Source organism: Pseudomonas sp. MWU16-30323 (assembly GCF_020515595.1).
Taxonomy (GTDB): domain Bacteria; phylum Pseudomonadota; class Gammaproteobacteria; order Pseudomonadales; family Pseudomonadaceae; genus Aquipseudomonas; species Aquipseudomonas yamanorum.
The window spans coordinates 21824-36816 of record NZ_JAIWYM010000003.1; the positions used below are offsets into that span (position 1 = coordinate 21824).

At 60.6% G+C, this 14993-nt stretch carries 11 protein-coding genes; 8 read left to right on the forward strand and 3 right to left on the reverse strand.

The window, feature by feature from the left end:
• The 8 genes from LIY45_RS05035 (at position 1) to LIY45_RS05070 (ending at position 9571) form a co-directional block, all read left to right on the forward strand.
• Positions 1-363, forward strand: a complete 363-nt coding sequence (locus LIY45_RS05035; protein ID WP_226475561.1) for a DUF5064 family protein — start codon at positions 1-3, stop codon at positions 361-363.
• Between the two features lie 184 nt (positions 364-547).
• Positions 548-2056 (forward strand): sigma-54-dependent transcriptional regulator, encoded by a 1509-nt coding sequence (locus tag LIY45_RS05040; RefSeq protein ID WP_226475562.1) that lies wholly within the window; start codon positions 548-550, stop codon positions 2054-2056.
• A gap of 406 nt (positions 2057-2462) precedes the next feature.
• A complete protein-coding gene (gene gcvH, locus LIY45_RS05045) occupies positions 2463-2846 on the forward strand; it encodes a glycine cleavage system protein GcvH (RefSeq protein WP_005790845.1) in 384 nt (127 codons plus the stop codon).
• Positions 2847-2856: 10 nt separating this feature from the next.
• Positions 2857-5703 (forward strand): aminomethyl-transferring glycine dehydrogenase, encoded by a 2847-nt coding sequence (gene gcvP, locus LIY45_RS05050; protein WP_226475563.1) that lies wholly within the window; start codon positions 2857-2859, stop codon positions 5701-5703.
• 142 nt (positions 5704-5845) lie between these two features.
• Positions 5846-7222, forward strand: coding sequence for an L-serine ammonia-lyase (locus LIY45_RS05055; RefSeq protein ID WP_226475564.1), 1377 nt, complete (start codon positions 5846-5848; stop codon positions 7220-7222).
• A 39-nt stretch (positions 7223-7261) separates the two neighbouring features.
• On the forward strand, positions 7262-8386 hold the full coding sequence (gcvT, locus tag LIY45_RS05060; RefSeq protein WP_226475565.1) for a glycine cleavage system aminomethyltransferase GcvT: 1125 nt from the start codon (positions 7262-7264) through the stop codon (positions 8384-8386).
• A 388-nt stretch (positions 8387-8774) separates the two neighbouring features.
• Positions 8775-8987, forward strand: a complete 213-nt coding sequence (locus LIY45_RS05065; RefSeq protein WP_017475696.1) for a cold shock domain-containing protein — start codon at positions 8775-8777, stop codon at positions 8985-8987.
• A 95-nt stretch (positions 8988-9082) separates the two neighbouring features.
• Entirely contained in the window at positions 9083-9571 is a 489-nt protein-coding gene (locus LIY45_RS05070) for an RDD family protein (RefSeq protein ID WP_017475695.1), read from the forward strand.
• Positions 9572-10425: 854 nt separating this feature from the next.
• On the opposite strand, the gene nadA is transcribed toward LIY45_RS05070, so the two are convergent.
• From nadA to LIY45_RS05085, 3 genes are all read right to left on the reverse strand, one after another.
• Complete coding sequence (gene nadA, locus LIY45_RS05075) at positions 10426-11484, reverse strand: quinolinate synthase NadA (RefSeq protein ID WP_003209852.1); 1059 nt, start codon at positions 11482-11484, stop codon at positions 10426-10428.
• Between the two features lie 219 nt (positions 11485-11703).
• The gene (locus LIY45_RS05080; RefSeq protein ID WP_226475566.1) at positions 11704-13176 is read right to left on the reverse strand and encodes a lactate dehydrogenase; all 1473 of its coding nucleotides are present in this window, start codon (positions 13174-13176) and stop codon (positions 11704-11706) included.
• 227 nt (positions 13177-13403) lie between these two features.
• Positions 13404-14690: an outer membrane protein transport protein gene (locus LIY45_RS05085; RefSeq protein WP_017475693.1), complete on the reverse strand. Its 1287-nt coding sequence runs from the start codon at positions 14688-14690 to the stop codon at positions 13404-13406.
• Positions 14691-14993: the final 303 nt, after the last annotated feature.

Genomic DNA, 14993 nt, shown 5'->3' on the forward strand with positions numbered 1-14993 from the left:
ATGGCTACCTTTGAACCTGGTCACCTGCACATCGAACGCCACGCGCTGAACCCGGATGACTACAGCTACAACCTGTGCATCGACTACGAAGTCAGCCAGGACCCAAAGGAAGGCAAAGGAATGCTCTTCAAAATGCACGGCTCGGTGCAAGGCAAGGAGCTCAACGAAGAGTTTTTCCTGCCCAAGGACCAGTCGTTCGACTTCGCCCGGCATGCGATGAATATTGCTCAGAAATACGGTATGCCGAAGGTCGCGACGCTCAATGGCCAGATGCACAAGCAGTACGATTTGATGTTTGAGGATGTGCGGCACCAGCTGGATGTGAAGCCTGGGGATCCGGTCAAACCCGAACACCTCGGATAACCCGGTTTCCCAAGCCCCAACCATCAAATGTGGGAGCGGGCTTGCTCGCGAATGCGGTGTGTCAGTCACCGGATGTATCAGCTGATACACCGCATTCGCGAGCAAGCCCGCTCCCACATTTTGATCTCCATCTTCTCCAAGGCATACTTGCCACCTCTCGCTCGCCAGAACCGCTAACCGCCCCATGCGTATCCACGTCAGCTTCATCGACCGCGTCGGCATCACCCAGGAAGTCCTGGCCTTGCTCGGTGGGCGCAATCTCAACCTGGATGCGGTGGAAATGGTTCCGCCCAACGTCTACATCGACGCGCCGACCTTGAGCGCCGAGGTGCTGGAAGAACTGCGCGACGCACTGTTCAGCGTGCGCGGCGTGCAAGCCGTGACCGTGGTCGACATCCTCCCCGGCCAACGCCAGCACTTGCAACTCGACGCCCTGCTCGCCGCCATGACCGACCCGGTACTGGCCCTGGACAGCGCGGGCAAGATCCTCCTGGCCAACCCGGCCTTGATCGCCTTGTACGGCCGCGAGCCCGCCGGGGAAAGCATCAACGAACTGTTCGACGACCCAACGCTGCTGGCCACCCTGCTGGAACACGGCTTTCGCCTGGCCCTGCGGGAAATCAGCGTCAACGGCCAGACCTTGCTGCTGGACGCCACGCCGATCACCGATGCGGGCGCCCTGCTGACCCTGTACCAACCCAACCGCATCGGCGAACAACTCTCGGCGCTGCACCACGACCATGCCGAAGGTTTCGACGCGCTGCTGGGCGAGTCCCCGGCGATCCGCACCCTCAAGGCGCGGGCGCAACGGGTGGCGGCGCTGGATGCACCGTTGTTGATCCAGGGCGAGACCGGCACCGGCAAGGAACTGGTGGCCCGCGCCTGCCACGCCATCAGCGCGCGGCACAGTGCGCCGTTCCTGGCCCTGAACTGCGCGGCGCTGCCGGAAAACCTGGCCGAGAGCGAACTGTTCGGCTACGCCCCCGGCGCATTCACCGGCGCCCAGCGTGGCGGCAAGCCGGGGCTGATGGAACTGGCGAACCAGGGCACGGTGTTCCTCGACGAAATCGGCGAGATGTCGCCGTACTTGCAGGCCAAGCTGCTGCGGTTTCTCAACGACGGCAGCTTCCGTCGGGTAGGCGGCGACCGTGAGGTGAAGGTCAATGTGCGGATCCTCAGCGCCACCCACCGCGACCTGGAAAAAATGGTCAGCGAAGGCACCTTCCGCGAAGACCTGTTCTACCGCCTCAATGTGCTCAACGTCGAAGTGCCGCCCCTGCGCGAGCGCGGCCAGGACATCCTGCTGCTGGCCCGCTACTTCATGCAGCAGGCCTGCGCGCAGATCCAGCGCCCGGTCTGCCGCCTGGCGCCGGGCACCTACCCTGCACTGCTGGGCAACCGCTGGCCGGGCAACGTGCGGCAATTGCAGAACGTGATCTTCCGCGCCGCGGCCATTTGCGAAAGCAGCCTGGTGGATATTGGCGACCTGGACATTGCCGGCACCTCGGTGGCGCGCCAGAACGACGGTGAAGTCGACAGCCTGGAGCAGGCGGTGGAAGACTTCGAGCGCGGGTTGCTGGAGAAGCTGTACGCCAGCTATCCGTCCACGCGTCAGCTGGCGAGCCGCCTGCAAACCTCCCACACCGCCATCGCCCATCGCTTGCGCAAGTACGGCATTCCCAACAAGCCCTGACTGACTGCACGCGGTGAAAATGTGGGAGCTGGCTTGCCTGCGATAGCGGTGTCGACTGACCCACCGCTATCGCAGCGGTGCGACGTTTCGACAAGCCAGTTCCCACATTGATTGCATTCCAACGTTGATATCAAAAGCGACGTCCACCTGTACTGAAAGCGCTACAGCGGAACGATATCGATACACACCGTCTTAGGCGACGCCATGCAAGGCTTTGATCCTCATAGTCTTTTTTTCCACGGCCCAGCTGTAGCGATATCGCTACAACCAGCATTCGAACATCGCCAGCCATAATCAGTAACTAATTGTTTTATAAAGATAAAAAAACATTGGCCGCGATTTTGCTAAGCAACTCCCCATTATTCCAATCCCGTCCACCAGACGAATCTGGCCCTGAGGAGTTTCCATGAGCGAGTTGCGCTTTACTGAAGATCACGAATGGCTGCGCGCCGAAGCCGACGGCAGCGTTACCGTGGGCATTACCGCTTTTGCGCAGAACGCGCTGGGTGATGTGGTTTTCGTGCAACTGCCTGAACTGCAGGCCTACGACAAGGGCGCAGAAGCCTCCACCGTTGAGTCGGTCAAGGCAGCCAGCGGCGTGTACATGCCGCTGGACGGCGAAGTCCTCGAAGTGAACGACAAGCTGGACGGCAGCCCTGAGTTGGTCAACGAAGACCCGATGGGCGAAGGCTGGTTCTTCCGCTTTAAACCGGCTGATGCCGATGCAGTAGCTAAGCTGTTGGATCAGGATGCGTATGACCGCCTGATCAAAGCCAACGCTGAAGCCTGAGGAGCGCGCCATGACTAATCTGACCACCGCCAACGAATTCATTGCCCGCCACATCGGCCCGCGCCAGGACGACGAGCAACACATGCTCGCCACCCTGGGCTTTGACTCCCTGGAAGCCCTGAGCGCCAGCGTGATCCCGGAAAGCATCAAGGGCACCGCCGTGCTGGGCCTGAGTGATGGCCTGAGCGAAGCCGACGCACTGGCTTCGATCAAGGCGATTGCCGCCAAGAACGAGCTGTTCAAGACCTACATCGGCCAGGGCTACTACAACTGCCACACGCCGTCGCCGATCCTGCGCAACCTGCTGGAAAATCCGGCCTGGTACACCGCCTACACGCCCTACCAGCCTGAGATTTCCCAGGGCCGCCTGGAGTCGCTGCTGAACTTCCAGACGCTGATCAGCGACCTCACCGGCCTGCCGATCGCCAACGCCTCGCTGCTGGACGAAGCCACCGCCGCTGCCGAAGCCATGACCTTCTGCAAACGCCTGAGCAAGAACAAAGGCAGCAACGCGTTCTTCGCCTCCGTGCACAGCCACCCGCAAACCCTCGACGTACTGCGCACCCGTGCCGAGCCACTGGGCATCGACGTAGTGGTGGGCGACGAGCGTGAACTGACCGACGTCAGCGCCTTCTTCGGCGCCCTGCTGCAATACCCGGCGAGCAACGGTGACGTGTTCGACTACCGCGAACTGACCGAGCGTTTCCACGCCGCCAACGCACTGGTGGCCGTGGCCGCCGACCTGCTGGCCCTGACCCTGCTGACCCCGCCGGGCGAGTTCGGCGCCGACGTGGCCATCGGCAGCGCGCAACGCTTCGGCGTGCCGCTGGGCTTCGGTGGCCCGCACGCGGCGTACTTCTCTACCAAGGATGCGTTCAAGCGCGACATGCCGGGCCGTCTGGTCGGTGTGTCCGTCGACCGTTTCGGCAAGCCGGCCCTGCGCCTGGCCATGCAGACCCGCGAGCAACATATCCGCCGCGAGAAAGCCACCAGCAACATCTGCACCGCCCAAGTGCTGTTGGCCAACATCGCCAGCATGTACGCCGTGTACCACGGCCCGAAAGGCCTGACCCAGATTGCCAACCGCATCCATCACCTGACCGCGATCTTCGCCAAAGGCTTGAGCGCATTGGGCCTGGCAGTTGAACAAGCCCACTTCTTCGACACCCTGACCCTCAAGACCGGCGCGCAAACCGCCGCCCTGCACGACAAGGCCCGCGCCCAGCGCATCAACCTGCGCGTGGTCGATGGCGAACGCCTTGGCCTGTCGGTGGACGAAACCACCTCCCAGGCCGATATCGAAACCCTGTGGAGCGTGTTCGCCGACGGCAAAGCCCTGCCAGACTTCGCCGCATTGGCTGCCAGCGTTGAAAGCACCCTGCCGGCCGCGCTGCTGCGCCAGTCGCCGATCCTCAGCCACCCGGTGTTCAACCGCTATCACTCCGAAACCGAGCTGATGCGCTACCTGCGCAAGCTGGCCGACAAGGACCTGGCCCTGGATCGCACCATGATCCCGCTGGGTTCCTGCACCATGAAGCTCAATGCCGCCAGCGAAATGATCCCGGTCACCTGGGCCGAGTTCGGTGCCCTGCACCCGTTCGCCCCCGCCTCGCAAAGCGCCGGCTACCAGCAACTGACCACCGAACTGGAAGCCATGCTCTGCGCGGCCACCGGTTACGACGCGATCTCCCTGCAACCGAACGCCGGTTCCCAGGGCGAGTACGCCGGCCTGCTGGCCATCCGTGCCTATCACCAGAGCCGTGGCGAAGAGCGCCGCGACATCTGCCTGATCCCGTCGTCGGCCCACGGCACCAACCCGGCCACCGCCAACATGGCTGGCATGCGCGTGGTGGTCACCGCGTGCGATGCCCGCGGTAACGTCGACATCGAAGACCTGCGCGCCAAGGCTATCGAGCACCGCGAACACCTCGCCGCGCTGATGATCACCTACCCGTCCACCCACGGCGTGTTCGAAGAAGGCATCCGCGAAATCTGCGGGATCATTCACGACAACGGCGGCCAGGTGTACATCGACGGCGCCAACATGAACGCGATGGTCGGCCTGTGCGCCCCGGGCAAGTTCGGCGGCGACGTGTCCCACCTCAACCTGCACAAGACCTTCTGCATTCCCCACGGTGGTGGCGGCCCGGGCGTTGGCCCGATTGGTGTCAAATCCCACCTGACGCCGTTCCTGCCCGGCCATGCCGCGATGGAACGCAAGGAAGGCGCGGTCTGTGCCGCACCGTTCGGCAGCGCGAGCATCCTGCCGATCACCTGGATGTACATCAGCATGATGGGCGGCGCGGGCCTCAAGCGCGCTTCGCAGTTGGCGATCCTGAATGCCAACTACATTTCCCGCCGCCTGGAAGAGCACTACCCGGTGCTGTACACCGGCAGCAACGGCCTGGTGGCCCACGAATGCATCCTCGACCTGCGCCCGTTGAAAGACAGCAGCGGCATCAGCGTGGATGACGTGGCCAAGCGTCTGATCGACTTTGGTTTCCACGCCCCGACCATGTCGTTCCCGGTAGCCGGCACCCTGATGATCGAGCCGACCGAAAGCGAATCCCGGGAAGAACTGGACCGCTTCTGCGACGCGATGATCGCCATCCGCGAAGAGATTCGCGCAGTGGAAAACGGTGCCCTGGACAAGGACGACAACCCGCTGAAGAACGCACCACACACTGCCGCGGAACTGGTTGGCGAATGGAGCCACCCCTACAGCCGCGAGCAAGCGGTGTACCCGGTGGCGTCGTTGATCGAAGCCAAGTACTGGCCGCCGGTTGGCCGGGTCGACAACGTGTTTGGCGATCGCAATTTGGTGTGCGCTTGCCCGTCGATCGAGAGCTACGCGTAACCTAATGTGGGAGCGGGCTTGCTCGCGAATGCGGAGTGTCAGTTGATACATCTGGTGACTGACCCACCGCTTTCGCGAGCAAGCCCGCTCCCACAATTGGACCGAGTACATCCGATAAATAATAAGAAACCGGAGAACAACCATGTCTTTAAGCGTGTTCGACCTGTTCAAGATTGGCATCGGCCCCTCCAGCTCCCACACCGTCGGCCCGATGCGCGCTGCCGCTCGATTCGTCGAGGGACTGAAGCGCGACAACCTGTTGGGCGCCACCACCTGCATCAAGGTGGAACTCTACGGCTCACTCGGCGCCACCGGCAAAGGCCACGGCAGTGACAAGGCTGTATTGCTGGGCCTGGAAGGCGAACTCCCGGACACTGTGAACACTGAAACCGTTGCCGCCCGCCTGTTGGAAATTCGCGGCAACGCACGCTTGAACCTGCTCGGCGAACACAGCATTGCGTTCAATGAGAAAGAACACCTGGCGATGATTCGCAAACCCCTGCCCTATCATCCCAACGGCATGATCTTCCGCGCTTTCGACGCCGCCGGCCTGCAGATTCGCAGCCGCGAGTACTACTCGGTGGGCGGCGGATTTGTGGTGGATGAAGATGCCGCCGGCCACGACCGTATCGTCGAAGACGCCACCCCACTGACCTTCCCGTTCAAAAGTGCCAAGGACTTGCTCGGCCATTGCGCCACCTATGGGCTGTCCATCAGCCAGGTGATGCTGACCAATGAAAGCGCCTGGCGCCCGGAAGCGGAAACCCGCGCCGGCCTGCTGAAAATCTGGCAGGTGATGCAGGACTGCGTGGACGCGGGCTGTCGCAACGAAGGGATTTTGCCCGGCGGCCTGAAGGTCAAGCGCCGCGCCGCCGCGCTGCATCGCCAACTGTGCAAGCACCCGGAATCGGCGCTGCGTGACCCGTTGTCGGTACTGGATTGGGTCAACCTGTACGCCCTGGCGGTCAACGAAGAAAACGCCAATGGCGGGCGCGTGGTGACTGCGCCCACCAACGGTGCAGCCGGGATTGTGCCGGCGGTGTTGCACTACTACATGCGCTTTATCCCAGGGGCCAGCGAAGACGGCGTGGTGCGTTTCCTGCTCACCGCCGCGGCCATCGGCATTCTGTACAAGGAAAACGCCTCGATCTCCGGCGCCGAAGTCGGCTGCCAGGGGGAAGTCGGCGTGGCCTGCTCCATGGCCGCCGGCGCCCTGTGCGAAGTGTTGGGCGGTACGGTTTCCCAGGTGGAGAACGCCGCCGAGATCGGCATGGAACACAACCTCGGCCTGACCTGCGACCCCATCGGCGGCTTGGTGCAGGTGCCCTGCATCGAGCGCAACGCCATGGGTTCGGTCAAGGCCATCAATGCGGTGCGCATGGCCCTGCGCGGCGACGGGCAACACTTCGTGTCCCTCGACAAGGTCATCCGCACCATGCGCCAGACCGGCGCCGACATGAAAAGCAAATACAAGGAAACCGCCCGTGGCGGTTTGGCGGTCAACATTATCGAGTGCTGACGCCCACCCGCGCGTCCGCACGTTTTTCAGGAGCTGAATATGTCCACCGAAACCCTGTTGAAAACCCCATTGCACGCCCTGCACATCGAGCTGGGCGCGCGCATGGTGCCCTTCGCCGGCTACGACATGCCGGTGCAATACCCGCTGGGCGTGATGAAGGAACACCTGCACACCCGTGAACAGGCCGGGTTGTTCGATGTGTCGCACATGGGCCAGATCCGCCTGACCGGCGCCGGTGCCGCAAAAGCCCTGGAAACCCTGGTGCCGGTGGACATCATCGACCTGCCGGTGGGCATGCAGCGTTACGCGATGTTCACCAACGAGCAAGGTGGCATCCTGGACGACCTGATGGTCGCCAACCTGGGTAACGACGAACTGTTCCTGGTGGTCAACGCCGCCTGCAAGGACCAGGACCTGGCCCACCTGCGCCAGCACATCGGTGACCAGTGCACCATCGAGCCGCTGTTCGAGGAACGCGCCCTGCTGGCCCTGCAAGGCCCGGCCGCCGTCAGCGTGCTGGCGCGCCTGGCGCCAGAGGTCAAGCACATGACCTTCATGCAATTCGCACCGACCCGCCTGCTGGGTGTGGACTGTTACGTCAGCCGTTCGGGCTATACCGGCGAAGACGGCTTCGAAATCTCGGTGCCGGCCGCCAGTGCCGAAGCCCTGGCCCGCAGCCTGCTGGCCGAAACCGAAGTGCAGGCCATCGGCCTGGGCGCTCGCGACTCCCTGCGCCTGGAAGCCGGCCTGTGCCTCTATGGCCATGACATGAACACCGAGACCACACCGATTGAAGCCAGCCTGTTGTGGGCAATTTCCAAGGCCCGTCGCGCGGATGGCGCACGTGCCGGCGGCTTCCCGGGTGCCGACGAAATCTTCACCCAGCAACAAACCGGTGTAAGCCGCAAACGCGTGGGCCTGTTGCCGCAGGAGCGGACACCGGTGCGTGAAGGCGCAGAAATCGTCGACGAACACGGCACCGTGATCGGCAGCGTCTGCAGCGGCGGTTTTGGCCCGAGCCTGGGTGGCCCGCTCGCCATGGGTTACCTGGACAGCGCGTTCATCGCACTGGATACCGAAGTGTCTGCCTTGGTACGTGGGAAAAAGGTGCCACTTCGTGTAAGTAAAATGCCATTCGTGCCACAACGTTACTACCGTGGTTGATTGACTGTTCCTATAAGTAACGCGGTTGCGTTAACGTGCACTAATCTGTAACGCAACCGCCACATTAAAGTGCACTGTCGATAGTCAATGTTATGTACCGTCACCTATAACAAGTGACGAATTCTATCGAATAAAGACGTTCCACATTGTGAACAGAACTGTAATAAAGCCGAGCAAAACCTGGGCTTTTCCCGGGGCTTGTTTTTTCTGTCTTAGTTGTCGTAGAGTTTGCCCACTGTGTTTGCATGGGTCGCTTGGAACCTGGACCTGGGCAGTAGCCAAAGTTTGCTACAACCCGTTCGACGTCTCTTACTTTCCTGCAACCCAGCCCAGTACTCTTTCATGTGAAAGGGGCTGTCATTAATTTTTAGCGTCAAGGAAATAAGAAATGTCGAATCGTCAGAGCGGTACCGTCAAGTGGTTTAACGACGAAAAAGGGTTTGGTTTTATCACTCCAGAAAGCGGTCCGGATCTGTTCGTCCACTTCCGCGCTATTCAGGGCAACGGCTTCAAAAGCCTGAAAGAAGGCCAGAAAGTGACCTTCATCGCGGTGCAAGGCCAAAAAGGCATGCAAGCCGACGAAGTACAAGCAGAAGGCTGATCCTTGCTGCGACAAAAAGCCCCTGATATGACATCAGGGGCTTTTTTATGGGCGTTCTTCCGTAAAATGGCTTTTTTCCTGCCGAGAGCCATGCCATGTCGAAACACCTGCTGAGCCCCCAAGGCGAGTTTCCCGCCGTAGGCCTGGGCCGTCGTCTGGCAGCGATGTTCTATGACTTCCTGTTGTGCACGGCCCTGCTGATCGTCACGGCCTTTATCTACAAGCTGGTGTGGATGGGGTTTGTCGGGGAGGCCAAGTTACGGGCGCTGTCTGAGTCTGGCGCGCTGGATGGTGATCCGCTGTTGTCGACGATTTTGTTTTTTGTGTTGTTTGGGTTTTTTGCCAAGTTTTGGACGCATTCGGGGCAGACCCTGGGGATGCAGGTGTGGGGGGTGCGGGTGCAGAACGCTGATGGGTCGCGGATTAGTCTGTGGCAGGCGTTGTTGCGGTTTGTGGTGTCGATTGCTTCGTGGTTGTGTCTGGGGCTTGGGTTTATCTGGTCGTTGTTCGACAAGCAGAAGCGTGGCTGGCACGACATCTACTCCGACACGCAGTTGGTGCGGGTTCCGAAGAAAAAGAAGTAGGTTTTTAGATTGGGGGCATATCCGTTGCTGCGGTGATGGCCGCTTATGGTTCCGCTCTTACAGCGGCTCACTTTTGAAAAGCGCAAAAGTAAGCAAAACGCTCTTGCCCCACCACTCGGCACCTCGCTAATGCTCGGTGTGCCCTCACTCCGGCTTTGGACCGTGGGCCGCCGTCATGGGCCATCCCTGGCCCAGGACGGCTAACCCGGCGTCCTGCCGGGTTACCCACGCTCCAAAGCCTGCGTTCGGCCAGCGTGGTTTAACGGGGCGCCTAAGATCAAGATCAAAAGCAAAAGCACAGCGGCCTACCGGCCGGCTTGAGTGTTGAAGAGCAAAATCAAAATCTAAAGCGGGCACGGTCAAATGTGGGAGCTGGCTTGCCTGCGATAGCATCAACTGGGTGCATCTGGAAGACCGAGTTGTCTGCATCGCAGGCAAGCCAGCTCCCACAGAAAAGCAGATCTGTTTTCGCTCTGGTCTTTGCTTTTGCTTTTAACACTCAAGCCGGCCGGGAGGCCGCTGTGCTCTGCTTTTGATCTGCTTTTGATTTTGATCTGCGGGCCCCGTTAACCACGATGGCCGCAAGTAGGCACGGTGGAGCGGGTAAACCGGCAGGACGCCGGTTTAGCCGCGCTGGGCCAGGGATGGCCCATCGCGGCGGCCCGCGGAGCCGGGCCGGAGTGCGGGCATGCCGAGCCTAGGCGAGGCACCGAGTGGTGGGGCAAAGACCTTTTGGTTACTTTTGGCTGGGCCGGCATTCCGGGCGTTTGCCAAAAGTGACCCGCTGTAAGAGCGGAACCCTAAGCCGCCGTTACCGCAGCAACGGATATGTACACAAACCAACCCACCGCAAATCAGGCATTCCCCGCCAACCTCAACCGAGCCGCCTGAGTAAAATCCAACATCCGCTTCAGCGGCCTAACCGCCTGCGGAATCACCGAAGGCTCAACAAAAATCTCATTACTCCCCTCACGCAAACACTGCAGCGTGCGCTCCAGGGTATTCATCGCCATCCAGGGACAATGCGCACAACTGCGACACGCCGCCCCATTCCCTGCCGTCGGCGCCTCGACAAACACCTTGTCCGGGCACAGCTGCTGCATCTTGTAGAAGATGCCCCGATCGGTAGCCACGATAAACGTCTTGTTCGGCAACCGCTGCGCTGCCGCGATCAACTGGCTGGTCGACCCCACCGCATCCGCCAACTCGATCACCGACGTCGGCGACTCCGGGTGCACCAGAATCGCTGCGTCCGGGTACAACGCCTTCATGTCCTCCAACTGCTTGGACTTGAACTCCTCGTGCACGATGCACGCACCGTCCCACAGCAGCATGTCCGCCCCCGTCTGGCGCTGGATATAGGTACCCAGATGCTTGTCCGGCCCCCAGATAATGGTCTCGCCGTTATCCATCAGGCTTTCGACAATCTCCAACGCACAACTGGAGGTGACCACCCAATCAGCCCGGGCCTTCACCGCCGCCGACGTGTTGGCATAAACCACCACCGTGCGCTCGGGGTGCTGGTCACAGAACGCCGAGAACTCATCCACCGGGCAGCCAAGGTCCAGGGAGCACGTGGCTTCCAGGGTTGGCATCAGGATGCGTTTTTCAGGGGTGAGGATCTTGGCCGTCTCGCCCATGAAGCGCACGCCCGCCACCAATACGGTCTTGGCCGGGTGCGCCGCGCCGAAGCGGGCCATTTCCAGGGAGTCGGAGACACAGCCACCGGTTTCTTCGGCCAGGGCCTGAATCACCGGGTCGCAGTAGAAGTGCGCCACCAGCACCGCGTCTTGAGCCTTGAGCTCGGCGGCGATGGCGGCACGGTAGCCCGCCTCTTCTTCGGCGCTCAGCACCTTGGGCTGCTTGGCGTCGAGGTGGGCTTGGACCAGAAGGCGTTCGGAAATTTGCGTCATGTTCGCAAGACCTGCAGGCGCAGTTGCGCGAAAGTCGAGTGTACCACCGGCTCTGGAGCCCTTCGGGCGCCGCCGGACGAAGTGATTGTGTTCATCAAGCACGGTGAAGCTGCGCAAGGCTACAGAATATCGAATGGTTTCAAAAGCCTAATCTGGGATCCGGCGAGGCATAAAAAAGGGAAACCCGGCCAGGGGTTTCCCTTTTTGACAACGATCGGATTAACGGGGCAAAACGGTGGGGTCGTCTTGCAGCAACACCCACTGATGCATGTTCGCCAGCGCATCCTTCAGGATGGTTTCATCGGCGCCCTGGGCCTTCTTGCCTTCCCGCGCCGCATACTCCAGCAACACCCGGTAGTCGCGATGGCTGCTGGCCTGGTTCGGCGCCACGCTGTCTTTAACCAATATCCCCATTTCATAGCGCTGGGTGCGAGTGTTCTGGCTGGCGCTTTGGTCCACGGAGGCGTTGGTCAGGAAGCCATCCTTATAGGTGATATTCGCCGCGCTGCTGGCCTTGTCATCGACCTGCACATAGAGGTAGTTCTGCGACGCGCGCCGGGTGCCGAGATCCGGCGCCTTCCCACCGTCGAGCCCCAAATGAAAACTGGCTTTGAGACTTGATTGCTGGGCCTGCTGGATCGTGCGATTCAAAATATCATTGCCACCCACGCGCGTCTTCTGGGAGACGTCATAGGCAAAGGTGTCGGTTTCTCCCAGGCGTCCGGGGTTAGTGGACTTGGCGGCCTGGGTGATGGATGCCTTGAAGTCGGCCAAGCCCGTCAGCAGGCCTTGATCCGCCGCGCTCCGGGTCAGCGCCGCAGGGGCTTTGACGCCCTGTGGGTAGTTGCTGTTCATGGCGGTAAACGCAGCCTTGAACATGGCCATCAGCTCAGCATCCGCTTTGCCTCGCGCCTGGGCCTTGTCGAACTGGGCCAGGTAGCTTTTCAGCGCGATGGCCTGTTGCTTGGCGTCACCGATGATGCCGGCGTTTTTCAGGTCGACCGAGAGATTCACGTCCCCCGCCGGGCCACTCATGCGGGTCGTACGGCTCTGGCTGTCCGCATGGAATGCAAGGGTGAGGTCCTCAGCATTGCGTACTTTCAATTTACCGCTGAGGTCCACCGAGGACAACACACTGGAATCAAACTGCGTCAGCTTGCTCAGCTCGAGTTTCGGCGGCTGGGCGGTCAGGCCGTCGATAGCCCCCTGGAAGGCTTCGCCCAACTTGGCGACTTCCTTGAGCTCGGCGGCGCTGAGGGTGCCGCCGTCCACCTTGGCCTGCGCGGCCAGGCCACCGGACTGGCTGGCCAGGCTGAAGGTGACGGTCTTGCCGCTGGCCGTTTTGACGGTGAGGCTGACCAGGTTGTCTGCCTTGCTGTGCAGCAGCGCCTGTTGAATCTTGAGCTCGTCGGGGCTTTGGGTCTTGGACGAGGTGGTGCTCAGCGCCGACTGGGAAATGTCGGTACCGCTCTTCGCAAATTGCTCGATCAGGGTAGCGCCCAGGCCGCTGAAGCCAGTGCCTCTGGGCAGCGCGTAGAAATTCGTGTTGATCGCTTTAGTGACCGCATCGTAGCGGTCACTTTCCCAGGCGTTGATCGACCCATGGCCGGGCAATTGGCCGTTACGGGAATAGGTCTCGGCTTGAACCTCCACGGTGACATTGCCAAGGCTGACCACCGAGGAAGGACGCACGGCAGTGGCGTCCGTTTCTGACGTCAGCGTTGCTGGTGGCGTAACGGCGGGTCGATTGATAAGGGGAATGGCGGAGCTTATCGGCGAAAGCGTAGTCATGACGATCCCTGTCTTGAGCTGGATTGCACCTAATTTAGCCAAGGCAGGCAGGGTTTGGTAGCACGATTGATACAATTGCTAGCAAAGAGCCATGTCAGAAAAATGACTCTTTGCCCTTTTCCAGTGCATCAGAAGCGGTAAGTGACCGAACCACCAAAACCGTTGGCGCTGTTTTCATACTTGGCGTCGTAGGTCAGGCCCAAGGCCGGCTGGCTCTGACGGACCTTGATCGGTTCTTCCTTGAGGTAGGAATAAGCCACGTCAAAGGTTACGTTTTCGATTGGCGTCCACCCGGCACCGAGGCTGAATACGGTGCGGTCACCCGTCGGAATCCGCACGGAACGGTCGGTGTTGTTGGTTGGCGTCTGGTCCACCGAGAACCCGGTACGCAGCACCAGTTGCTTGTTGACCCGATACGCCGCGCCAATGGCGTGGGACCAGGTGTCATGCCAGTTCTGCTGTTCGGTGATTGAATTCAAACCGCCGAACTGGGCGGCCAAAGCGGACACACCGTCGTTGTTGATGGTGATCTTCTTCAACTGGCTCCAGCGCGTGTAAGTGCTGCCCAGGTACAAGGTCCAGTCATCGTTCAGTTGATGGGTAACCGAGAAGTCCACCGACGAGGGTGTGGTGACATTGAGGCTGGCGTCATAGCGTTGCGGGCCGCCATCAAAGGCATCGGAAATCAGGCCGGAAGCGTTGGTCTTGCCGCTGAGGTGGTAGACCACTTGCGAGTGATAAGTCAGGCCGATGCGCGTGCTTTCCAGCGGCTGCACCAGGATACCGGCATTGAAACCGGTGGCGGTGTCGTCCCCCTTGACCTTGACCTTCTCGCCGGCGCCACCCCCGAGCGGCACGTTGGAATCCAGTTCACCCGAGATCCGGTTGAAGGTAGGACCGAAACCCACCGAGACCTTGTCGTTGAAGGCATAACTGACCGTCGGCTGGACGGTAATGACCTTGATCTCGCTTTTATTGCCAAAGCCATTGCCCTGAAAGCTGCGCTCATAGTCGGTTTCCAGGCCAAACGGCGCGTAGATCCCCAGGCCGAACGCCCAGTGTTCATCAATCGGCGTCACCAGGTAGCCCATCGGTACGGCAATGCCCGGCACCATGTCGCCCTTGTCGGTGCCGGGGTTGTTGGCACCCAATTGCGAGGAGCTGGCATTCTTGATATTCGAACTGGCATCCAGGTAGGTCGCCCCGATACTCACTTCATTCTGCTTGAGGCGGGCCATGCCGGCCGGGTTGCCGTACACCGTGCTGGCATCATCGGCGGAAGAGGAGCGCCCGGCGTAACCGGTACCCATTGAACTGATGCTTTGTTCATTGAGGGCGAAACCACCCGCAAGCAGGGAAGTGGAGGCGAGCGAAATCGACAGCGCCAAAGCGCTCTTGAAGAGTTTTTTATTCATTATTAGAACTCGAATTATTGGGCAGCGAGAGGAAGCTACCAATCTTCGAGCGGGCAAATTATGAAGAGTTTTTCATGGGAGAAACTGTCCGACAATCTTAGCTTTTTCAAAGACTTCGACGGTTTTCCCAGCACTTATTCAGACCCGAAAACCCCACTATGACTGATGGGTTTTAACCCTGGTCCTTCCGCTTGCAGCATGGCGAGCGGTGGTCACCGAATAAGTGTCAAGTCGCTGGTGGTATAGGTGTCGTAATGACATGATGGCGGCCATTTAACACGCGCGGCCGCACTCAAATGAATA

Coding starts and splice junctions, on each gene's coding strand:
- LIY45_RS05035 (WP_226475561.1), top strand. CDS start 1: ATGGCTACCTTTGAACCTGGTCACCTGCACATCGAACGCCACGCGCTG.
- LIY45_RS05040 (WP_226475562.1), top strand. CDS start 548: ATGCGTATCCACGTCAGCTTCATCGACCGCGTCGGCATCACCCAGGAA.
- gcvH (WP_005790845.1), top strand. CDS start 2,463: ATGAGCGAGTTGCGCTTTACTGAAGATCACGAATGGCTGCGCGCCGAA.
- gcvP (WP_226475563.1), top strand. CDS start 2,857: ATGACTAATCTGACCACCGCCAACGAATTCATTGCCCGCCACATCGGC.
- LIY45_RS05055 (WP_226475564.1), top strand. CDS start 5,846: ATGTCTTTAAGCGTGTTCGACCTGTTCAAGATTGGCATCGGCCCCTCC.
- gcvT (WP_226475565.1), top strand. CDS start 7,262: ATGTCCACCGAAACCCTGTTGAAAACCCCATTGCACGCCCTGCACATC.
- LIY45_RS05065 (WP_017475696.1), top strand. CDS start 8,775: ATGTCGAATCGTCAGAGCGGTACCGTCAAGTGGTTTAACGACGAAAAA.
- LIY45_RS05070 (WP_017475695.1), top strand. CDS start 9,083: ATGTCGAAACACCTGCTGAGCCCCCAAGGCGAGTTTCCCGCCGTAGGC.
- nadA (WP_003209852.1), bottom strand. CDS start 11,484: ATGACGCAAATTTCCGAACGCCTTCTGGTCCAAGCCCACCTCGACGCC.
- LIY45_RS05085 (WP_017475693.1), bottom strand. CDS start 14,690: ATGAATAAAAAACTCTTCAAGAGCGCTTTGGCGCTGTCGATTTCGCTC.